The sequence below is a fragment of the Ferribacterium limneticum genome, from assembly GCF_020510625.1.
Classification (GTDB): domain Bacteria; phylum Pseudomonadota; class Gammaproteobacteria; order Burkholderiales; family Rhodocyclaceae; genus Azonexus; species Azonexus limneticus_A.
Map to the genome: position 1 here is coordinate 199,136 of NZ_CP075191.1, position 19,988 is coordinate 219,123.

Genomic DNA, 19,988 nt, shown 5'->3' on the forward strand with positions numbered 1-19,988 from the left:
GCTTTTTGCTTTTTGGCTGTTTTTCCGGTTGGCAGCAGCAAACCGGAAAAATGGCTCGCCAGGCAGTCAGCCGAGGCGGCGGCAGATTTCCGTGGTCAGCGCACTCTGATTCATGGCATAGAAATGCAGGCCGGGGGCGCCGCCCTTGAGCAGGCGTTCGCAAAGTTCGGTGACGACATCGAGGCCGAAGGCGCGGATCGAGTCGGCGTCGTCGCCGAAACTTTCGAATTTTTTGCGCATCCAGCGTGGAATGTCAGCACCACAGGCATCCGAGAAGCGGGCCAGCTTGGTGAAGCCGGCGATCGGCATGATGCCGGGCACGATGGGCACATCGACGCCGAGGGCGCGGGCTTCGTCGACAAAATGGAAATAGGCGTCGGCGTTGTAGAAATACTGGGTAATAGCCGAGTTGGCGCCAGCCTTGACCTTGCGGGCGAAGGCGTCGAGGTCGTCTTTCGGGCTGCGGGCTTGTGGGTGCCATTCCGGGTAGGCGGCAACCTCGATGCTGAACCAGTCGCCGGTTTCGGCGCGAATAAATTCAACCAGTTCGTTGGCGTAGCGGAACTCACCGGTTTCGGCCATGCCGGAGGGCAGATCGCCGCGTAGGGCGACGGTGCGCTTGATGCCGGCGGCCTTGTATTCGGCGAGGATTTCGCGGATGGACTCGCGGGTCGAGCCGATGCACGACAGGTGCGGTGCTGCGTCGAAGCCTTCGGCGGCGATTTCCTTGACCACGGCAAAGGTGCGCTCGCGGGTCGAGCCGCCGGCGCCGTAGGTGACCGAGAAGAAATGCGGGTTCAGCTTGGCCAGTTCAGCCCGGACGGTGCGCAGTTTTTCGAGGCCTTCCGGGGTTTGGGGCGGGAAAAACTCGATGGAGATTTCAGGTTTCATTTGTTCAACCAGATAAAGAATTCGCGGTTGCCGTCACCGCCGGTAATCGGACTATCCAGCCAGGCGCGGACAGTAAGGCCAAGCTTGGTTGCGCAGTCGCGCAGTTTGGTCTCGACGTCCTTGTAGAGCGTTGCATCGCGGACGATGCCGCCCTTGCCGATGTTGTCTGGACCGACTTCGAATTGCGGTTTGACCAGCAGCAGGAGGTCGCCATGTTCGGCCAGCAAGGCCGGCAACTGTGGCAGAACCAAGGTCATGGAGATGAAGGAGACATCGCCGACGATCAGATCGAAGCCGGCCGCCGGAAAGGCATGGCCGAGATCGGCCGCGGTCAGTGCCCGGCAGTTGATACCTTCGATGGCGGTGACTGCGGAGTCGTGGCGGAGTTGCGAGTGCAACTGGCCGTGACCAACATCGACGCCAACGACGTGCTTCGCTCCGGCCTGCAGCAGGCAGTCGGTGAAGCCGCCGGTCGACTGGCCGACATCGAGGCAGCTCTTTCCCGCGACCTCGATCCCTGTTTCGGCCAGCGCGCCGGCCAGCTTGTTGCCGCCTCGCGAGACGTAATGGGCATCCGGGTCGGCTGCAACGCTCAAGGGGGTGCCCTCGGGCAATTCCATTGCCGGTTTGTTGACCGCACCACCTACCCAGCTGACGCGCCCTTCCTTGATCAGCCATTGGGCGGCCGTGCGGGAGGGGGCGAGTTTCTGGGCGACGAGCAAGGCATCCGCCCGCGACATCCCGGCCGGTCGTTCATGGCTAGGCTGGCGTGGGGCCGGCGGCTTTTTCTGCCGCGCATGGAAGGAGTTCATGCTCATCGCTGCAGTTCAGTTCTTGCGCAGCAGAACCGCGCTCAAGACCCATGAAATCAGGCTGTAGCCGATGGAGCCGAGGAGGGCCGACCAGAAGCCGCCGACCTGAAAGCCGTCGACCAGATTGCCGGCCAACATGAAGAGCAGGGCATTGATGACGAAAATGAACAGCCCCAGCGTCAGCAACGTGACCGGCAGCGTGAGCAGGATCAACAGCGGCTTGAGCAGCGTGTTGATCAGGCCCAGCACGACGGCCACCAGCATCGCCGTGCCGAACCCCGCTATCTGGATCGACGGAACGACATAAGGCAGCGCCAGCAAGGCCAGCGCATTGACGATCCAGACGGCGAGCAGGTTCAGCATCGTGATTGCTTAATAGCGGTAGTGGTCAGCCTTGTACGGGCCTTCCTTCGGCACGCTGATGTAGGCAGCTTGCTCGTCGGTCAGCTCGGACAACTGGGCATTCAGCGTCTTGAGCTGCAGGCGGGCGACCTTTTCATCGAGGTGCTTGGGTAGCGTGTAGACGCCGACCGGGTACTTGTTGGAACCCTTGACGGCCTCGGTCCACAGTTCGATCTGAGCGATAGTCTGGTTGGCAAAGGAGGAAGACATCACGTAGGACGGATGGCCTGTGCCGCAGCCGAGGTTCACCAGGCGACCCTTGGCGAGCAGGATGATGCGTTTGCCGTCCGGGAAGATGACGTGGTCGACTTGCGGCTTGATCTCTTCCCACTGGTACTTCTCGATCGAAGCGACGTCAATTTCGTTGTCGAAGTGACCGATGTTGCAGACGATGGCGTTGTTCTTCATCGCGACCATGTGGTCATGGGTGATGACGTGGAAGTTGCCGGTCGTGGTGACGAAGATGTCGGCCTTGTCGGCGGCGTACTCCATGGTCACCACGCGGTAGCCTTCCATGGCAGCCTGCAGGGCGCAGATCGGGTCAATTTCGGTAACCCAGACCTGAGCCGACAAGGCGCGCATGGCCTGGGCGGAGCCCTTGCCCACATCGCCGTAACCCGCGATCACGGCGATCTTGCCGGCGATCATCACGTCGGTGGCGCGCTTGATGCCATCGACCAGCGATTCGCGGCAGCCGTACAGGTTGTCGAACTTGGACTTGGTCACCGAGTCATTGACGTTGATGCCCGGGAACTTGAGTTCGCCGCGCTGGTGCATCTGGTACAGGCGATGGACGCCGGTGGTGGTTTCTTCGGTGACGCCCTTGATCTGGGCCAGGCGCACGGAGTACCAGGTCGGATCGACGGCCAGCTTGGCCTTGATGGCGGCGAAGAGGATGGTTTCTTCTTCGGAGCCCGGCTTGGCCAGCAGGGAGATGTCCTTCTCGGCACGGGCGCCGAGGTGCAGCAGCAGGGTGGCATCGCCGCCGTCGTCGAGGATCATGTTCGAGTAGCCGCCGTCGGCCCATTCGAAGATGCGGTGGGTGTAATCCCAGTAATCGACCAGAGTTTCGCCCTTGACCGCGAAGACCGGGATGTTCTGCGCGGCAATGGCGGCCGCGGCGTGGTCCTGGGTCGAGAAGATGTTGCACGAGGCCCAGCGGACTTCGGCGCCGAGCGCGGTCAGCGTCTCGATCAGCACGGCGGTCTGGATGGTCATGTGCAGCGAACCGGTGATGCGGGCGCCCTTGAGCGGCTGGGTCTTCGCGAATTCTTCGCGAATGGCCATCAGGCCCGGCATTTCGGTTTCAGCAATGAGGATTTCCTTGCGACCCCAGTCGGCAAGGGAAAGATCGGCAATGACGTAGTCTTTGAATTCAGCCACAGTAAGCTCCTAAATAACTGTGACGGGGAGGGGAATAACGGCGTTGTTGCTCACCGGCGGCCCCCTGCGCCCGGCAGGGTTGATCAGTGAGCGCCGTTTTAAACCGAGCCTGGGAGGAATCTCCTGCAGCGCCCCTCGGTAGGTTGCGGATTATAAATGTCTTTTCAGACCTTGTCGCCAGCCCAATAGCGGTCGACATCCTTGATGCCCCACTTGGCGGCATCTTCGCGACCGGCAATTTTCTCGGGGCTGCGGGCAATGTCGATGAGTTCCGGCTTGATATAGGCCTGCGATTTGGTCGAAAAGAATACTTTGATCTTTGGTTTGAGCAGCGATTGCTCGCCCTGTTCGACGACGACGCCGAGTTTGCCCGAGGCGAGGCGAACCAGTGAGCCAATTGGATAGATTCCCAAACTTTTAACGAAGGCCTGAAAAACGGCGGGGTCGAAATGCCCCTTCCATTCGGCCATTCGCTTGATCGACTCGGCCGGATCCCAGCCAGCCTTGTACGGGCGGTTGGAGGTGACTGCGTCGTAAACGTCGCAAACGGCCCCCATCTTGGCGAACAGGCTCATGGTCTCGCCATTCAGTTCCTTGGGGTAACCGCTGCCATCAACCTTTTCATGGTGGTGCAGGCAGACATCCCTGGTCATCTCGCTGATGCCGCTACCCTCCAGCAAAAGCTTGTAGCCTTCTGCGGGGTGAGTCTTGACCAGATCGAATTCCTCGTCGGTCAGCTTGCCCGGCTTGTTCAATATCTCAAGCGGGATCATCGCCTTGCCAAGGTCATGCAACAGGCCGGCCATTCCGGCATCGCGGACTTGTTGCTCATCGAGGCCGAGTTGGCGGGCGAGGGCGATCATCAGGGCGCAGACGGCCACCGAATGCATGAAGGTATAGTCGTCCGCCGTTTTCAGGCGGGCCAGGCTGATCAGGGCGCCCGGATTGCGCATGACCGAATTGGAAATTTCCTCGACCAGCGGCGCGGCGGCTTCGGCCTCAATGGCCCTTCCCATGCGCGCTTCCTGGAACATCGAAACGACGGCTTCCTTGCCTTTGGCGCAAATCTTGGCGGCGCGTTTTACTTCGTCGTTGAACGAAGCCTTTTCCTGCACAACGGGCGGTGGTTCGGGAATTTCCTCTGCGCTGACGACTTCCTTCGCACCGGCAAAATCCCCCGTTTCTACGTCGGTGCCTTTGGAAGCGTCGATCCAGACTTCCCTGATCGAGCTTTCCATGATCAGGCACAGGTCGTTTGGATCGGTCAGGACGAACTTGGTCCGCCAGAACGGATGATCCAGCCAGGCGCCGCAGAAAGCCTGGAGGTGCATGCCGAGCGTCAGTTTTTCGACTGGGATTTTCTTCAACATATTTCGCAATTCTAACAAAAAGGGGGCTGCGCGCCCCCTTGTTTAATGCGAAGAAATGTAGGGTTTACAGACCGGCATCGCTCTTCAGCAGATTGGCGCGATCGGTGGCTTCCCAGGTGAATTCCGGCTCGTCGCGGCCGAAGTGGCCGTAGGCGGCGGTCTTCTGGTAGATCGGACGGAGCAGGTCGAGCATGTTGACGATGCCCTTCGGACGCAGGTCGAAGTGCTTGCGAACCAGTGCAGTCAGAGTTTCGTTGTTGACCTTGCCGGTGCCGTAGGTCTCGACCATGATCGAAGTCGGCTCGGCGACGCCGATGGCGTAGGAAACCTGGACCAGGCAGCGCGAGGCGAGGCCGGCGGCAACGATGTTCTTGGCGACGTAGCGGGTGGCGTAGGCGGCCGAACGGTCTACCTTGGAGGGATCCTTGCCGGAGAAGGCGCCGCCACCGTGCGGTGCGGCACCGCCGTAGGTGTCGACGATGATCTTGCGGCCGGTCAGGCCGCAGTCGCCCTGCGGGCCGCCGACGACGAAGCGGCCGGTCGGGTTGACCAGATACTTGATGTCGCCCTTGATCAACTCCTTCGGCAGTACCGGCTTGATGATCTGCTCAATGGTGGCTTCGCGCAGGTCTTCCAGGCTGATGTCCGGCGAATGCTGGGTGGACAGCACGACGGTATCGATCGAGTGCGGTTTGCCATCAACGTAGCGGATGGTGACCTGCGACTTGGCATCCGGGCGGGCCCACGGCAGGCGGCCATCCTTGCGCAGCATGGCTTGGCGCTCGACCATGCGGTGCGACAGATAGATCGGCAGCGGCATCAGCGACGGGGTTTCGTCACAAGCGTAGCCGAACATCAGGCCCTGGTCGCCGGCGCCCTGGCCGAGGTTGTCGTCGTAGGCGGCATTGACGCCCTGGGCGATGTCCGGGCTCTGCTTGTCGTAGGCGACGAGCACGGCGCAGCCCTTGTAGTCGATGCCATATTCGGTGTTGTCGTAGCCGATGCGCTTGATGGTGTCGCGGGCAACCTGGATGTAGTCGACGTTGGCGTTGGTGGTGATTTCACCGGCCAGCACGACTAGGCCGGTGTTGCACAGGGTCTCGGCGGCAACGCGGGAATGCTTGTCCTGAGCCAGGATGGCGTCGAGGATGGCGTCGGAAATCTGATCGGCAACCTTGTCGGGATGGCCTTCGCCGACAGATTCCGAAGTGAAGAGGTAATCGCTCATGGAATGCTCCAATGGTCCTTTGATCCGGCGTTACCAGCTTCGGACCATGAGCAGGTGACGCTTTAGCAGAATTTATTAGTCGCCCCGCAAGTTGTCTGTTTAACTCGGCGAACGGATAATATTAAACTTTTCTCAGGGGGATTCAACCCCCGGGGCGTCATGGTTTTTATTTTTCGCGTTTTTTCCTTATTGCCGCTGGGCTTGCTGCATGCGTTGGGCGGCGGGGTCGGCCGCCTGATTTACTGGCTTTCACCGACCTATCGGCGTCATCTGCAGGAAAATCTGGCGCAGGCCGGCATAGCCCCGGCCTTGCGTGGGCGGGTGGCGGCCGAAACCGGCAAGCAGATGATCGAGCTGGCGCGCATCTGGATGCGTCCGCTTGAAGAGGCGGTGCCGCTGGTCGCCGAGGTCGTCGGATGGGAACATGTCGCGGCAGCACGGCAGGCTGGCAAGGGAATCGTGTTTCTGACGCCGCACCTCGGCTGTTTCGAGATTACGGCCCAGTACCTCTCGTCTTTTGGCGACATCACCGTGCTATATCGTGCCCCCAAGTCGGCCTCGGCTCAGGAGTTGATCCTGATGGGGCGTAAACGTGAGCACCTGCACCTCGCGCCGGCCGATCTGTCCGGGGTTCGGGCGCTGATCAAGGCGCTGAAGAAGGGCGAGATGGTCGGCATGCTGCCGGACCAGGCGCCCAAGACCGGCGAAGGCGTCTGGCTGAAGTTTTTCGGGCGCTATGCCTACACCATGACCCTGGCGGCACGCCTGACCGAAACTGGCGCAGCCTCGCTGCTGACCTGGGGCGAGCGCCTTCCTGGCGGGCGCGGTTACCGTGTTCATTTTCAGCCGCCGCAAACCGCTTTAACGGGTTCGACCGTCGAACGCGCACAGCAGATCAATACCGAAATCGAGGCCTTGATTCGTCAATGTCCAACCCAGTACCTGTGGGGCTACAACCGATACAAGCGACCGGGTGGCGCTGAATTGCCGCCGGCGGAGTGAGCTTTGAAGATCTTCCTTACCTACCTCCTCGTTGGTTTTCTCTGGCTGCTGCATTGGCTGCCCTTGCCGGTTTTGCGAGACTTGGGCTGGGGCTTGGGGCGTCTGCTGTATGCCTTGGGGCGTGAGCGGCGGCGTGTTGCGCTGACCAATCTGCGTCTGTGTTTTCCGGAGAAAAGTGAAGTCGAGCGCGAAGAACTGGCGCGTCGGCATTTCGTCTCCTTTGCCCGGGCTGTGCTTGATCGTACGCTGGGTTGGTGGGCCTCGAAGGAACGACTGGAGCGCATCATCCGTATCCATGGTGTCGAACACCTGACCGATCCGGAAGGCCGGCCGGTGATCCTGCTGTCACCGCATTTTGTCGGGCTGGATGCCGGCGCAACCCGTATTTCGATGTACGTCGTCGGCTGCAGCGTCTTTTCCAACCAGAAGAATCCGGTGTTGAACAAGCTGCTTTATGATGGGCGGATGCGATTCAATGAGGCAGTACTGCTGTCACGGCAGGATGGCATGCGCAAGATCGTCAAGGCGATGAAGGACGGACATCAGTTCTATTACCTGCCGGACATGGATTTCGGCCCGAAGGAGTCGATCTTCGTGCCTTTCTTCGGCGTTCAGGCAGCAACGATTCCCGCTCTGTCGCGGCTGGTTCGCCTGACCGGCGCTCGCGTCGTGGCCTGCATTACCCGTCAGGTGCCGGACGGCTACGAGGTCGAAGTGATGCCCGCCTGGGAGAATTTTCCCGGCGAGAGTGTTGAAGCCGATACCGAATTCATGAACAAATTTATCGAAAGCCAGGTGCTGCGCATGCCGGAGCAGTATTTCTGGTTGCATAAACGCTTCAAAACCCGGCCACCCGGAGAACAGAGGTTTTATAAATGAACAGCAGCCTGAAAGTGGAAATCCGCCCCGTGACGCCGCCCGATGTGCCGGCAATCGCGGCCCTCGCTCGCGAAATCTGGCAGGCGACCTATCCTGGCATCATCACCCAGGAACAGATCGATTTTATGCTCGAACAGCGCTACGGCCATGAGCGCTTGTACGACGACCTGGAAGACTTGCATAAGTGGTTGGATCAGGCTTTCCACGGGGAGCGTCGCGTTGGTTTCGCGTTCAGCGAAATCTACAAGGACGAATTCAAGCTCGACAAGCTCTACATTCACCCGGATGTGCAGCGCCAGGGCGTTGGTGGTCAGTTGATCGCCCACGTCGCCGAGCGGGCGAAAAAGCAGGGCTACCCTTGCGTCATCCTGCAGGTCAACAAGCGCAACGTGAATGCCATCAACTCATACAAGAAATATGGTTTCGCCGTACGTGCAGCGACGGTTGACGACATCGGTCACGGCTACGTGATGGACGATTTCGTGATGGAGAAGAAACTTTAACAATTTGAGGCAAGCCCCTGTCTCTGCTATTCTTTTCCTAACCATTCAGCGGAGCGGTGCGTGAAACTCAAATTCTCCAAGATGCACGGTTTGGGCAACGATTTCGTTGTCCTTGACGGTGTTCGCCAGCATGTTTCCCTGTCCCCGGAACAGTTGTGTTATCTGGCTGATCGCCACTTCGGCGTCGGCTGTGACCAGATTCTGCTGGTCGAGAAGACGAGCCAGCCGGGGATCGATTTCCGTTATCGGATTTTCAATGCCGATGGCGGCGAGGTCGAACAATGCGGCAATGGGGCTCGCTGTTTCGTTCGCTTTGTTCATGACGAAGGCCTGACTGAAAAGCGCGAGATTCGCGTCGAGACGATGCGAGGCATTATTTCGCCGCGCCTTGAAGGCGATGGCAATGTCACGGTCGATATGGGTGTTCCGCGCTTTTTGCCGGCTGAAATTCCCTTCCTGGCCGAAGACGACGTGATCATTCACCTCCTTGACGTAGCCGACGAGACCCTGGAAACCAGTGTCGTGTCGATGGGCAATCCGCATGCCGTGCAGGTCGTGGAGAGCGTCGACGCCGCGCCGGTTGGCGAGCATGGGCCATTGATCGAAAAGCATCCGCGCTTTCCGCAGCGGGTCAACGCCGGCTTCATGCAGATCGTTGATCGGCATGCCATCAAGCTGCGTGTTTACGAGCGCGGTTCAGGCGAAACGATGGCCTGTGGCACTGGCGCCTGTGCGGCGGTGGTGACGGGGATTCGTCGTGGCTTGCTCGATTCGCCGGTCAGGGTAACGACCCGCGGTGGCGACCTGACGATAGCCTGGGGTGGCGACGACCGGCCGGTGCTGATGACCGGCCCGGCAGTGACCGTATTTACTGGAGAAATTGAATTATGAGCGCCATGTTCCCCGAGGAAATCGCGGAGTATCTGAAGAACAATCCGGGTTTCTTCGAGCAGTATGCGGACTTGATGGCGCAGATTTTCGTGCCACACCCGCACGGTGGTCGTGCTGTCTCGCTGGCCGAGCGGCAGATGCTGACGCTGCGCGAAAAAAACCGGACGACCGAAAGCAAGCTGGCCGAGTTGATTGCTTTTGGTGAAGAAAACGACCAGATCAGCGAGAAGGTGCATCGCCTCGCTGTGGCACTGATCGCTGCCGAAACTTTTCAGGCGGTGATCCATTTGCTCAATTTCCATCTGCGCGATGATTTCTCCGTGCCGCACGTCGCTCTGCGCCTGTGGGACAAGCCGGAAGGCGTCGAGGGCTTGCCGGAGTTCGCTGCGGTCAGTGAGGAATTGCAGGTTTTCGCCGAAACGCTGGCCCGTCCTTATTGCGGTTCGACGGCAGGGTTCGGTACGGCTTCATGGTTTGGCGAACATGCTTCGCACATTCGCTCGCAAGCCTTGATTGCCTTGCGCAACGGTGGCGGCACGATCGGCATGATCGCTTTGGGCAGCGAGGAAGCGCAGCGCTTCTACGCCGACATGGGGACGCTCTATCTCGAACGCCTCGGCGAAATGGTTTCTGCTGCGCTGGCCCGGGTGACCAAGAGCGTGCTGTGACCCCGGTCGTTGCCGTCGACACTTGGCTGGCCGAGCTTTCGGACCAGCGACGCTTGTCGGCGCACACCGTTTCGAACTATCGACGTGATCTGCAAAAGCTGCTGGCAGCAGCGGGGGATATTCCGCTCGCCAGCCTGCAGGTGCACCACCTCCGGCGCTTCGTGGCCCAACTGCATGGTCAGGGGCTGGCAGGTCGCTCGTTGGCGCGGACCTTGTCGGCATGGCGCGGGTTCTTTCAATGGCTGGGTGAACGCGGCATGGTGAAAGCCAATCCTTGCGACGGAATCCGTCCGCCCAAATCGCCCCGGTTGTTGCCCAAGGCCTTGTCGGTCGATGAAACCTCGCGCCTGCTAACGCCGGTCGAGGATGATGATCCCGCCCAGGCGGCACGCGATCTGGCGATGTTCGAATTGTTCTATTCGTCGGGCTTGCGCCTGGCCGAACTGGTTGCTCTGGATTGCGAGGCGCTGGACAGCATCGCCCATGAAAGCGAAGTCCGCGTGCTGGGCAAGCGCAACAAGCTGCGTCTGGTGCCGGTCGGCAGCAAGGCGCGGGAGGCCCTGGCGGCGTGGGCGGCGGTGCGAGGTGAGCTGGCGAAGCCTGAGGAAAAGGCCCTGTTCGTCGGTCAGCGCGGTGCCCGCATCAGCCCGCGCATGGTCGAGGCCCGGCTGGCTCGACGAGCTATGCTGCTTGGTTTGCCGACCCATGTCCATCCCCACATGCTGCGCCATTCCTTCGCTTCGCATGTCCTGCAATCGTCGGGGGACTTACGGGCGGTGCAGGAAATGCTCGGTCATGCCAGCATCGCGTCGACGCAGGTCTATACGCATCTTGATTTTCAGCATCTGGCCAAGGTTTACGACGCTGCCCACCCAAGAGCGAAGAGCAAGTAGGACTCACTTCGGTTGGTATGGCATGGGCTGATGGAATTTCTGTGGCCGGCTGCCGAAAGTGGCGAAAAATCAAGGCTTCGTTGACGATTTCTCCACCAGCCTCTATGATTGACGGTTTCGAAATATAGCCGGAATCAAGGAGTTATTCATGGCCATCAACCGTAATCGCCGTTCGTCCCTGGAGCGCCGCTGCGTTTCCAAGTCCACCAAGCGTCTGTTCAAGAGCACCGGCAAGACCATGTTCAAGGTCATGTACGCTGCTGAGTGCCATCAGCGCAACCGCAAGGCTCTGGGCGCCTGATTCCACGCCCGAACCAACCGTGACTTTGTCGACGTCGCCTTGCCGTGCTAATCGCACTGTCTGCGGCTTGTCTTCGCGTCACGCTTGATCCGGGCATGGAATAAAAGCCAGCACAGTATTTCAGGCCCCGGTTGCTGCAAGGCAACCGGGGCTTCTTGCTTTTTAGATCGGGAAAAACATGGCTCAGCTGATTCTGCTTCCGGGCAAGGAGCGTTCTGCCTTCAAGCATCACCCCTGGTTGTTCGCCGGTTCGGTTGGTCGTCTGGAAGGCCGTGCGCGGCCGGGCGATACGGTCGAGGTATTGGCTGACAACCTGCGTCCGCTCGGACGGGCTGCCTACAGTCCGAAATCGCAGATTCGCGCCCGTTTCTGGACGTTTGACGCCGACGAGTCGATCGACGATGCCTTCTTCAAGCGCCGTATCGCTGCCGCCGTGGCGCTTCGCCAGGCATTGCCGGAACTGCGCGGCCAGCAGGGCTTGCGACTGATCCATGCCGAATCCGATGGTTTGCCCGGGGTTATCGCCGACCAGTATGGCGATACGGTAGTCGTCCAGCTGACTTCGGCCGGGGCCGACAAGTGGCGCAATGCCATCGTCGCCGGCTTGGTCAAGGCGACCGGCTGTGCCCGGGTTTATGAGCGTTCCGATTCAGATGTGCGTGGCCTCGAAGGTCTGGGGCCGACGACCGGCTGGCTGCATGGTGAAGCGCCAGCAACGCCGCTGTCGATTGATGAAAACGGCGTCCGTCTGGCGGTCGATGTTGCCGGTGGCCATAAGACAGGTTTCTATCTCGACCAGCGCGAAAACCGGGCCTTGCTCGGCCAGTTGTCAGCCGGCAAGGATGTCCTGAACTGCTTCTGCTACACCGGCGGCTTTTCCCTGCTGGCTCTGGCTGGGGGGGCGAAAAGTGTATTGTCGATTGACTCCTCCGGCCCGGCGCTGGCGCAGGCCAAGGCCAATCTGGCGCTCAATCCGCAACTGCCGGCTGCTCGTGCCGAATGGCAGGAGGCTGATGTATTCCAGGCGCTGCGCGATTTCCGCAAGGCCGGCAAGCTGTTCGACCTGATCGTGCTCGACCCGCCCAAGTTTGCACCTTCTGCGGCGCATGCCGACCGGGCGGCGAAAGCCTACAAGGACATCAATATCCTCGGTTGCCGGCTGCTCAAGCCGGGTGGCCTGTTGATGACCTATTCGTGTTCCGGTGGTGTCGGGCTGGAAATGTTCCAGAAAATCATCGCCGATTCGGCGCTGGATGCCGGGCGCAGTGCGCGTATCGTGCGCCGTTTGTCCGGTGCGGCCGATCATCCGGTGGCGCTGAATTTCCCGGAAGGCGAATATTTGAAGGGCCTGCTGGTCCAGGTGGACTGAGCCAGCCGCTCTGCCATCTGAACGTAATGCAGCGCTGCTAAACTGAATAGATGCTTCAGTTGCGCCAGCTCCTTCTCGTTGCCGTTCTCTTCTTCGCCCAATTGGCGACGGGAGCGCACGCGGTCGAGCATGCGGCGGGCAACGAGAAGGGCTTGCCGACGCATGCCTGCCAGCTTTGCCTGGCAGCGCATGATCTTGGCGCAGCACTGCCCTCGCTGGTGGCTTTGCCGCCAGTGGTGGCTATCCAGTTTGTTCCGGAAGCCTTGTCGGCCCATGGCCGGAGCGCCTTCCCGGCACCGGTCGCAACTCAGCGCGGCCCGCCTCTCTTCTGAAATTTGCCCGTTTTTGATGGTCGACCGGAGCAATCCTGCTGCCGGTCGATTTCAACGCATTTTCAGGAGAATCCCATGCAAAAATCATTTGCCATGGCGGCGCTGCTGGCCGCCTCGTGCGGCGCGCAGGCCGCAACCGATGCCGATCTGGCAGCCATCCGCGCCCAGATCGACGAGATGAAAAAATCCTACGAGCAGCGTATTGCCTCGCTCGAGAAGAAACTGGTGCAAGCCGAGTCCAAGGCGAGTGCGCAGCCTGTTGCCGCACCGGTCGTCACAACCGAGGGACGCCAAACGGCTGCATCGACGGCAAGCGGCTTCAATCCCGAGGTATCGCTGATCCTCCAGGGGCAGTACAAGAACATGAAGGATGTGCCGGAGCGTGGCATCACCGGCTTCTACCCGGCGGGCGGTCACGATCATGGCGATGGGGCCATTCCGGGCATCAGCAAGCGCGGCTTCTCGGTCGAGCATACCGAACTGGTGCTGGCAGCGAATATCGATCCTTACTGGCGCGGCCAGGCGATAATCGCCATGGTCGACGGTACGGCCGAGGTCGAGGAGGCCTGGTTCCAGTCGCTCGGCCTTGGCCATGGCATCGGCCTGAAAGGGGGGCGTTACCGCTCGGGTATCGGTTACCTGAACGAGCAGCATCCGCATATGTGGGATTTCGCCGACGCACCGTTGATGTACCAGGCGATGTTCGGTGAAGAGGCAAGCTACGTGCAGGACGGCGTCCAGTTCAAGTGGCTGGCACCGACCGAAACCTTTATTGAACTTGGTGTCGAAGCGGGGCGCGGTGCGACCTTCCCGGGTACCGATCGCAACAAGAACGGCAGTGGCGCCGCGGCGGCCTTTGCACATGTCGGCGGCGATGTCGGCTTGTCCAGCAACTGGCGGGCCGGCGTGTCCTACCTGAAGACCAAGGCCAAGGAGCGCGAGGGTCATTTCGAGGACATCGGCGGCGTCGAGGCGCTGGGCAAATTCACTGGCGATTCGTCCACCGTGCTGGCGGACTTCGTCTGGAAATGGGCGCCGAATGGCAATCCGAAGTACCAGAATTTCAAGTTCCAGACTGAGTACTTCAGCCGGCGGGAGAAGGGCGATCTGACCTGTTCCGATGATGAGGGCGTGGGTAATGCCTGTGACCCGCTGGTTGCGGGTGACAGCGTGACCAGTCGCTACAAGACCCGTCAGTCCGGCTGGTATGCACAAGGCGTTTTCCAGTTTACCCCGCAATGGCGTGCCGGCCTGCGCTACGAGCAACTCGACAGCGGCCACCGCGATTTCGGCGCCAATGCAGCCAATCTGGTCGTTGCCGACTATCGGCCGAAGAAGGCGACAGCGATGGTCGACTACAGCTGGAGCGAGTTCTCGCGGGTCCGCCTGCAGTTTGCCCAGGACAAGTCGATGCTTGGCATCACCGACAACCAGGTGACACTGCAGTACGTCATGAGCCTGGGTGCCCACGGCGCCCACAAGTTCTAGGAGGTCACATGAAACATTTTGCTATGAGCATTTTGCTCGCTGTGACGGGGCTTTCCGCCCAGGCCGACCTGAAGGTCTTCGCCACGGTTCCCGAATGGGGGGCGCTGGCCAAGGAAATTGGCGGCGACAAGGTCAGGGTTTACACGGCCACCAATGCTTTCCAGGACCCGCATCGCATCGAGGCCAAGCCGTCGCTGCTTGCCCAGGCGCGGCAGGCCAACCTGCTTGTCGCGGCCGGCGCCGATCTGGAAATCGGCTGGTTGCCGCTGGTCCTGCGTGATTCCGGGAATTCGGCCATTCAGAATGGGCGGTCCGGATATTTCGAGGCCTCGGCCTTCGTCAATCGGCTGGATGTGCCAGCAACACTGGATCGAGCCCATGGCGATCTCCATGCGGCCGGCAACCCGCATACTCACCTTGATCCACGCAACGTGTTGAAGGTTGGCGAAGCGCTGACGGCACGCATGGCCGAGCTGGATGCGGCCAATGCCACCAGCTATCAGGCGGCTTTCAAGACCTTTGCCAGCAAGTGGCAGGTGGCGATAGCGCGCTGGGAAAAGGAAGCCGCGCCACTCAAAGGCGTTCCGGTACTGGTCCATCATCAATCCTTCGTCTATCTCAGTCATTGGCTGGGCTTGAAGGAGGTCGGCGCGCTCGAGCCCAAACCAGGCATCGAGCCGACCAGCGGCCATTTGACGGGTCTCCTCAGTCGTCAGCAAACCGCTCCAGCCAGAATGGTGCTGCGGGCGGCCTATCAGCAGGAGGGGCCAAGTCAGTGGATCGCCGGCAAGACGGGTATCCCGGCAGTGTTGCTGCCCTATACCGTCGGCGGGACGCCGGAGGCCGGCGATCTGTTCGGCTTGTACGACGATACGATCCAGCGTTTGCTCAAAGGTATTCGTTGAGATGATGCTGCGCGCCAAAGCGCTTGTCGCCGGCTGGCAAAAGCCGGCGACCCAGGCCATCAATCTGTCACTGGCGGCTGGCGAAATTGTCGGCCTGACCGGCCCCAACGGCGTCGGCAAAAGCACTTTGCTCGCCGCCCTGGCCGGGCGAGCCCGCGTTTTCTCCGGACGCCTCGACCTGCAGCCGGGGTTACGCCTGGCCTTGCAGACCCAGGATGTACCGCCGGTCGATGGCCTGCCGCTGTCCGGGCGCGAATTGCTGGCGCTGACCGGCGCCAGCCCGGCAGGCTTGCCACCCTGGCTGGCTGAGCGTATCGATATCCGGCTGGACCGTTTGTCCGGCGGCCAGCGGCACTACCTTGCGCTGTGGGCGGTCCTGCAGGCACCGGCCGATCTCGTCCTGCTCGATGAACCGACCAACAATCTCGATGCGGCCGGCGTCCGGCACCTGACAGCGCATCTGCACGAGCGCTCGAAAGGCGGAACGGGAATTATCGTGGTCAGTCACGATGCCGCTTTCGTTGAAGCGGCCTGCGACCGGGTCGTGGTTCTGGAGGCCCATGATGGGGAATGAGCTTTTTCTGATTCCGTTCCTGACCGGGCTAGGCTTGGCGGTCTTGCTACCGCTGCTCGGTTGCTATCTCCGCTTGCGCGACGAGTGGCTGGCGGCGCTGGCCTATTCGCACGTCGCGGCAGCCGGTGCTCTGCTGGCGCTGGTCAGTGGTTTGCCCCCCATTCTCGGCGGCATCGGCTTGGCCGGCCTGGCCGGCGCAGGCAAGCGCTTGTTTGCCCGGCGCCTGGCGGGTGGCGCCAGCTACGCCTTGCTGCTGCTCGGTGGCTGGGCGGTGGCCGTGCTGTTGGCAGCCAATCAGCCGATGGCGGAGCGGCTGGGGCATGCCTTATTTGACGGGCAACTCTATTTTGCCGGTCAGAATGAACTCTGGCTCGTCGCAGCCTGTGTGCCAGTGGCCGTGTTGATTTTGCGTCTCTTGTCCCGCCACCTGCTGTTGGCGCACACCTATCCGGATCTGTTTCGTATCCGCGGTCTGAAGGCGTGGCCAACGCAGATCGGCTTCGATCTCCTGGCGGCTTTGTCTTTGGCGCTGGCGACGATGAATCTGGGGGTAATGGGGGCCTTTACACTGATTTTCATTCCGCCGTGGCTGGCCTTCCGGCGGGCCGGGAATTGGCGTGCCGGCTTGCTCTGGGCCTTGATTATTGGCGTTCTTGGCTATGTCGGCGCTTTCTCGCTGGCGCTTTGGCTGGATCAACCCTTTGGTCCGGTGCTGGCAATTCTGCTGGTTGTCGTTGGGCTGGTCGTTGCATGAACGCAGACGCCGTGCTAAAACTCGCATTCTGCATGCGGAGTGGTCATGGTCTTTTCGTTTTTCAAGAAGCAGCCCAACAAGATGCCGGAACGTCCGGCCGCGCGTCCGCGTTCGGCTGAACCGTTGCCTGAGGCAGATCAGCCAAAACCAGCCAGCGAAGAGGCGCCGAAGCCGCTTCCCCAGCCATTGCCGGATCTGGAATTTACCCCCGGCAAGCCACTGGCCACCGTTTCAGGCATCGCTGCGGCGCAGCCCAAAGTTGCCGCAGCCGTGGCGAATGCTCCCTCCACCCAGGCCAAATTGCCGGTGGACAATACAGATTTCAGCATTGACGATTTTGATCGCGATTTTACGGATTCGAGTGTCATGGGCATCGATGTTGATCATGACGTCGATCCATTACAGGCCTGTGTCGAGCAGGTAGTGGTGCTCTACGCCAACGGCCAGGATGGGGCGGCTCGCTCGCTGCTCGAGACTTTTGTCCGTTCTTATCGCGGTACTGAAGGCAAGCGCTTCTGGCTGCTTTTATTCGACCTGCTGCAGATCGGCGGCGACCGGGTTGCCTTCGAAAAGTTGGGCGTAGATTATGCCGAGGCCTGCGAGACTTCGCCGCCAACCTGGTGCCAGGCGTCGTCGATGGCCAAACAGGCGACGAGTGGGGTCGGGCCACGCAAGGTTTTTCTGCAAGGCGTATTGACGACCGAAGGCGCCTTGCCAGTGACGGAGCTGGTCAAATTCATTGACCAGAAGGAAGAGGTGACCGTTGATTGCAGCAAGTTGATCGGCTGTGATGACGAAATTGCGGCCCTGTTGGCTGATTGTCTGACCAAGGCACGAAAGACGCGCCTTGCGGTCACGCTGCTCGGCGCAGAAGCTTTTATGGATCGCTTGAACGACCGGCTGGTCGCAGGCGACGCGGGGCACGAGGCTGCCTGGCGCTTGCTGCTGGAGTTGCTGCAGCGCCATGGCACCCAGGAAAAGTTTGAAGAACGGGCTGTCGATTACGCCATCACCTTCGAGTTGTCACCACCCTCCTGGGAGGCGCCGGCGCCCGGCACCAAAGCCTCTGCCGTTGTGCCTCAGTCAGGTGACGATGCGCATTATCTGAGCGGCGATCTTAAAGGCTGTCGTTTTGAAGATCTGGCCCAGATCATTGAGGCCAACGAGCAGCCCATCCTCGATTTCTCCGGCGTCAGCCGGCTCGATTTCGTGTCGGCCGGGCAGCTGGTGAACCGTCTGGCACCCTACAAGGCAGCCGGGCGGGACATCATTATCCGCAGTCCGAACCACCTCGTCGCTGAACTTATGGCCGTGGTCGGACTCAACAAACAGGCACGCATCGTCGTTCCCAAGTCTTAATTTAGGAAAAATCATGGAGCAATATCACGGCACCACGATCTTGTCGGTGCGCCGGGGCAATTCTGTTGCCATGGGCGGCGACGGACAGGTCACGCTGGGCAACATCGTCATCAAGGCGACGGCCAAAAAGGTTCGCCGCCTGTATCAGGGCCGCATCCTGGCTGGGTTCGCAGGCGGTACGGCCGATGCCTTCACGCTGTTCGAGCGTTTCGAGGCCAAGCTGGAAAAGCATCAGGGCAACCTGCTGCGCTCGGCCGTGGAGCTTGCCAAGGACTGGCGCTCGGACCGTGCCCTGCGCCGCCTGGAGGCCATGCTTTCGGTTGCTGATCGCGAGGTATCGCTGATCATCACCGGCAACGGCGATGTACTGGAGCCGGAGCAGGGCATCGTCGCGATCGGCTCAGGCGGTTCCTACGCCCAGAGCGCAGCGCGTGCCTTGCTCGAAAACACCGAACTGGCACCGCGCGACATCGTCACCAAATCGCTGGAAATCGCTGGCGATATCTGCATTTACACCAACCGTAATTTCACGATCGAGGCCCTCGAATGACCGCGATGACCCCGCAGGAAATCGTTTCCGAGCTCGACAAGCACATCGTCGGTCAGAAAAACGCCAAGAAGGCCGTTGCCATTGCCTTGCGCAACCGCTGGCGGCGTTCGCAGGTGGCCGAGCCCCTGCGTCAGGAAATTACGCCAAAAAATATTCTGATGATCGGGCCGACTGGCGTTGGCAAGACCGAGATTGCTCGTCGTCTGGCTCGCCTGGCCAATGCTCCGTTCATCAAGATCGAGGCGACGAAATTTACCGAAGTCGGCTACGTCGGGCGTGACGTCGAGACGATCATCCGTGATCTGGTCGAGATGGCCATCAAATCACACCGCGAACGGGCCATGAAGGCTATGCGCGCACGGGCCGAGGATGCCGCCGAAGAGCGCATTCTCGACGTGCTGCTGCCAACGGCGCGCGGCCCCAATTTTTTTGCCGAAAACTCCGAGTCGACCGCAAGCGATAACACCACCCGCCAGAAATTCCGCAAGAAATTGCGCGAAGGCGAGCTGGATGACAAGGAAATCGACATCGAAGTCGCCGCACCGAGCATGCAGGCCGAAATCTTCGCGCCGCCGGGCATGGAGGAGCTGACCCAGCAGATTCAGGGCATGTTCCAGAGCGTCGGTGGTGGCAAGAAGAAGTCGCGAAAGCTGCCGATCAAGGAGGCTTTGAAGCTGCTGGCCGATGAAGAGGCTGCGAAGTTGGTCAATGATGAGGACGTGAAGCTGGAGGCAGTGAAGGCAGTCGAGCAGAACGGCATCGTCTTCCTTGATGAACTCGACAAGATTGCCAGTCGCTCCGAAATGCATGGCGCCGACGTTTCTCGGCAAGGCGTACAGCGCGACCTGCTGCCGCTGGTCGAAGGCACGACCGTATCGACCAAGTACGGCATGATCAAGACCGACCACATCCTGTTCATCGCTTCGGGCGCTTTCCATCTGTCAAAGCCGTCCGACCTGATTCCCGAGTTGCAGGGCCGCTTCCCGATCCGTGTCGAGCTGGATTCGCTTTCGGTGGCTGATTTCGAGTGCATCCTGACCCAGACCGATGCCTGCCTGACGCGGCAATATCAGGCGTTGCTTGAGACAGAAGGTGTTCAGCTTGAGTTTGTCGAAGATGGTATCCGACGTTTGGCTGAAATCGCCTTCCAGGTGAACGAAAAAACCGAGAACATCGGTGCCCGTCGTCTGCATACCGTCATGGAAAAGCTGCTCGAAGAGGTTTCCTTCGATGCCGGCAAGGTTGGCCTCGTCAAGGTGCTGATCGACGCCGCCTACGTCAATGCCAAGCTAGGCGAACTGGCCGCCGACGAAGACCTGTCGCGTTACGTGCTGTAAAAGCACGGCTGGCCGGGTGGGCCTCAGGGTCTTTCCCTATTGCGCACTGATCGGCCAGCCTCGCACAATGTCTGCCACATTGCAGACCATTCCCCGG

The 19,988-nt window shown here is 60.5% G+C and carries 22 protein-coding genes and 1 riboswitch; of the genes, 16 read left to right on the forward strand and 6 right to left on the reverse strand.

Going from position 1 to position 19,988, the window contains the following annotated elements; all coding sequences use genetic code 11:
• Nucleotides 1–66: 66 nt before the first annotated feature.
• The 6 genes from metF to metK all read right to left on the reverse strand — a co-directional run bounded on the left by metF (nt 67) and on the right by metK (nt 6,086).
• Entirely contained in the window at nt 67–891 is an 825-nt protein-coding gene (gene metF, locus KI617_RS00970) for a methylenetetrahydrofolate reductase [NAD(P)H] (RefSeq protein WP_226449817.1), read from the reverse strand.
• Nucleotides 888–1,709 (reverse strand): TlyA family RNA methyltransferase, encoded by an 822-nt coding sequence (locus tag KI617_RS00975; RefSeq protein WP_226449819.1) that lies wholly within the window; start codon nt 1,707–1,709, stop codon nt 888–890. Before KI617_RS00975 ends, metF begins: the two co-directional genes overlap by 4 nt.
• Before the next feature lie 9 nt (nt 1,710–1,718).
• A complete protein-coding gene (locus KI617_RS00980; protein WP_226449821.1) occupies nt 1,719–2,066 on the reverse strand; it encodes a phage holin family protein in 348 nt (115 codons plus the stop codon).
• 9 nt (nt 2,067–2,075) lie between these two features.
• The gene (gene ahcY / locus KI617_RS00985) at nt 2,076–3,488 is read right to left on the reverse strand and encodes an adenosylhomocysteinase (protein ID WP_226449823.1); all 1,413 of its coding nucleotides are present in this window, start codon (nt 3,486–3,488) and stop codon (nt 2,076–2,078) included.
• An 81-nt stretch (nt 3,489–3,569) separates the two neighbouring features.
• Nucleotides 3,570–3,631: riboswitch (S-adenosyl-L-homocysteine riboswitch) on the reverse strand.
• Nucleotides 3,632–3,652: 21 nt separating this feature from the next.
• Nucleotides 3,653–4,858, reverse strand: coding sequence for an HD-GYP domain-containing protein (locus KI617_RS00990; protein ID WP_226449824.1), 1,206 nt, complete (start codon nt 4,856–4,858; stop codon nt 3,653–3,655).
• Between the two features lie 64 nt (nt 4,859–4,922).
• A complete protein-coding gene (metK, locus tag KI617_RS00995; protein WP_226449826.1) occupies nt 4,923–6,086 on the reverse strand; it encodes a methionine adenosyltransferase in 1,164 nt (387 codons plus the stop codon).
• A gap of 159 nt (nt 6,087–6,245) precedes the next feature.
• Here metK and KI617_RS01000 point away from each other — a divergent pair, with 159 nt between their 5' ends.
• From KI617_RS01000 to hslU, 16 genes are all read left to right on the forward strand, one after another.
• Nucleotides 6,246–7,088, forward strand: a complete 843-nt coding sequence (locus tag KI617_RS01000; protein WP_226449828.1) for a lysophospholipid acyltransferase family protein — start codon at nt 6,246–6,248, stop codon at nt 7,086–7,088.
• Between the two features lie 3 nt (nt 7,089–7,091).
• Nucleotides 7,092–7,967 carry a lysophospholipid acyltransferase family protein gene (locus KI617_RS01005; protein WP_226449830.1) on the forward strand — a complete coding sequence of 292 codons (876 nt, stop codon included), beginning with the start codon at nt 7,092–7,094 and terminating at the stop codon, nt 7,965–7,967.
• Nucleotides 7,964–8,470 (forward strand): GNAT family N-acetyltransferase, encoded by a 507-nt coding sequence (locus KI617_RS01010; protein ID WP_226449831.1) that lies wholly within the window; start codon nt 7,964–7,966, stop codon nt 8,468–8,470. The genes KI617_RS01005 and KI617_RS01010 overlap by 4 nt, the downstream gene beginning before the upstream one ends.
• A 60-nt stretch (nt 8,471–8,530) precedes the next feature.
• Entirely contained in the window at nt 8,531–9,361 is an 831-nt protein-coding gene (gene dapF, locus KI617_RS01015) for a diaminopimelate epimerase (protein ID WP_226449833.1), read from the forward strand.
• On the forward strand, nt 9,358–10,029 hold the full coding sequence (locus tag KI617_RS01020) for a DUF484 family protein (protein WP_226449835.1): 672 nt from the start codon (nt 9,358–9,360) through the stop codon (nt 10,027–10,029). The genes dapF and KI617_RS01020 overlap by 4 nt, the downstream gene beginning before the upstream one ends.
• Complete coding sequence (gene xerC / locus KI617_RS01025) at nt 10,026–10,922, forward strand: tyrosine recombinase XerC (RefSeq protein ID WP_226449837.1); 897 nt, start codon at nt 10,026–10,028, stop codon at nt 10,920–10,922. Before KI617_RS01020 ends, xerC begins: the two co-directional genes overlap by 4 nt.
• Nucleotides 10,923–11,070: 148 nt before the next feature.
• Entirely contained in the window at nt 11,071–11,223 is a 153-nt protein-coding gene (locus tag KI617_RS01030; RefSeq protein ID WP_198134085.1) for a hypothetical protein, read from the forward strand.
• Between the two features lie 178 nt (nt 11,224–11,401).
• Nucleotides 11,402–12,592, forward strand: coding sequence for a class I SAM-dependent rRNA methyltransferase (locus KI617_RS01035; RefSeq protein ID WP_226449839.1), 1,191 nt, complete (start codon nt 11,402–11,404; stop codon nt 12,590–12,592).
• Nucleotides 12,593–12,642: 50 nt separating this feature from the next.
• Nucleotides 12,643–12,924, forward strand: a complete 282-nt coding sequence (locus KI617_RS01040) for a hypothetical protein (RefSeq protein WP_226449841.1) — start codon at nt 12,643–12,645, stop codon at nt 12,922–12,924.
• Between the two features lie 75 nt (nt 12,925–12,999).
• On the forward strand, nt 13,000–14,412 hold the full coding sequence (locus KI617_RS01045; protein ID WP_226449842.1) for a TonB-dependent receptor: 1,413 nt from the start codon (nt 13,000–13,002) through the stop codon (nt 14,410–14,412).
• 8 nt (nt 14,413–14,420) lie between these two features.
• Nucleotides 14,421–15,317: a metal ABC transporter substrate-binding protein gene (locus KI617_RS01050; protein ID WP_226449844.1), complete on the forward strand. Its 897-nt coding sequence runs from the start codon at nt 14,421–14,423 to the stop codon at nt 15,315–15,317.
• A 1-nt stretch (nt 15,318) separates the two neighbouring features.
• The gene (locus KI617_RS01055; RefSeq protein WP_226449846.1) at nt 15,319–15,891 is read left to right on the forward strand and encodes an ATP-binding cassette domain-containing protein; all 573 of its coding nucleotides are present in this window, start codon (nt 15,319–15,321) and stop codon (nt 15,889–15,891) included.
• On the forward strand, nt 15,878–16,645 hold the full coding sequence (locus KI617_RS01060; protein WP_226449848.1) for a metal ABC transporter permease: 768 nt from the start codon (nt 15,878–15,880) through the stop codon (nt 16,643–16,645). Before KI617_RS01055 ends, KI617_RS01060 begins: the two co-directional genes overlap by 14 nt.
• A gap of 45 nt (nt 16,646–16,690) precedes the next feature.
• The gene (locus KI617_RS01065; protein WP_226449850.1) at nt 16,691–18,004 is read left to right on the forward strand and encodes an STAS domain-containing protein; all 1,314 of its coding nucleotides are present in this window, start codon (nt 16,691–16,693) and stop codon (nt 18,002–18,004) included.
• 13 nt (nt 18,005–18,017) lie between these two features.
• Entirely contained in the window at nt 18,018–18,554 is a 537-nt protein-coding gene (gene hslV / locus KI617_RS01070; RefSeq protein WP_226449852.1) for an ATP-dependent protease subunit HslV, read from the forward strand.
• Nucleotides 18,551–19,891, forward strand: coding sequence for an ATP-dependent protease ATPase subunit HslU (hslU, locus tag KI617_RS01075; RefSeq protein WP_226449854.1), 1,341 nt, complete (start codon nt 18,551–18,553; stop codon nt 19,889–19,891). Before hslV ends, hslU begins: the two co-directional genes overlap by 4 nt.
• Nucleotides 19,892–19,988 lie beyond the last annotated feature (97 nt).

What these genes read in the sequence shown, in the direction of transcription:
- metF (WP_226449817.1), bottom strand. Translation starts at nt 891, where the DNA reads ATGAAACCTGAAATCTCCATCGAGTTTTTCCCGCCCCAAACCCCGGAA.
- KI617_RS00975 (WP_226449819.1), bottom strand. Translation starts at nt 1,709, where the DNA reads ATGAGCATGAACTCCTTCCATGCGCGGCAGAAAAAGCCGCCGGCCCCA.
- KI617_RS00980 (WP_226449821.1), bottom strand. Translation starts at nt 2,066, where the DNA reads ATGCTGAACCTGCTCGCCGTCTGGATCGTCAATGCGCTGGCCTTGCTG.
- KI617_RS00990 (WP_226449824.1), bottom strand. Translation starts at nt 4,858, where the DNA reads ATGTTGAAGAAAATCCCAGTCGAAAAACTGACGCTCGGCATGCACCTC.
- metK (WP_226449826.1), bottom strand. Translation starts at nt 6,086, where the DNA reads ATGAGCGATTACCTCTTCACTTCGGAATCTGTCGGCGAAGGCCATCCC.
- KI617_RS01000 (WP_226449828.1), top strand. Translation starts at nt 6,246, where the DNA reads ATGGTTTTTATTTTTCGCGTTTTTTCCTTATTGCCGCTGGGCTTGCTG.
- KI617_RS01010 (WP_226449831.1), top strand. Translation starts at nt 7,964, where the DNA reads ATGAACAGCAGCCTGAAAGTGGAAATCCGCCCCGTGACGCCGCCCGAT.
- KI617_RS01020 (WP_226449835.1), top strand. Translation starts at nt 9,358, where the DNA reads ATGAGCGCCATGTTCCCCGAGGAAATCGCGGAGTATCTGAAGAACAAT.
- KI617_RS01030 (WP_198134085.1), top strand. Translation starts at nt 11,071, where the DNA reads ATGGCCATCAACCGTAATCGCCGTTCGTCCCTGGAGCGCCGCTGCGTT.
- KI617_RS01035 (WP_226449839.1), top strand. Translation starts at nt 11,402, where the DNA reads ATGGCTCAGCTGATTCTGCTTCCGGGCAAGGAGCGTTCTGCCTTCAAG.
- KI617_RS01040 (WP_226449841.1), top strand. Translation starts at nt 12,643, where the DNA reads ATGCTTCAGTTGCGCCAGCTCCTTCTCGTTGCCGTTCTCTTCTTCGCC.
- KI617_RS01045 (WP_226449842.1), top strand. Translation starts at nt 13,000, where the DNA reads ATGCAAAAATCATTTGCCATGGCGGCGCTGCTGGCCGCCTCGTGCGGC.
- KI617_RS01050 (WP_226449844.1), top strand. Translation starts at nt 14,421, where the DNA reads ATGAAACATTTTGCTATGAGCATTTTGCTCGCTGTGACGGGGCTTTCC.
- KI617_RS01055 (WP_226449846.1), top strand. Translation starts at nt 15,319, where the DNA reads ATGATGCTGCGCGCCAAAGCGCTTGTCGCCGGCTGGCAAAAGCCGGCG.
- KI617_RS01060 (WP_226449848.1), top strand. Translation starts at nt 15,878, where the DNA reads ATGATGGGGAATGAGCTTTTTCTGATTCCGTTCCTGACCGGGCTAGGC.
- KI617_RS01065 (WP_226449850.1), top strand. Translation starts at nt 16,691, where the DNA reads ATGGTCTTTTCGTTTTTCAAGAAGCAGCCCAACAAGATGCCGGAACGT.
- hslV (WP_226449852.1), top strand. Translation starts at nt 18,018, where the DNA reads ATGGAGCAATATCACGGCACCACGATCTTGTCGGTGCGCCGGGGCAAT.
- hslU (WP_226449854.1), top strand. Translation starts at nt 18,551, where the DNA reads ATGACCGCGATGACCCCGCAGGAAATCGTTTCCGAGCTCGACAAGCAC.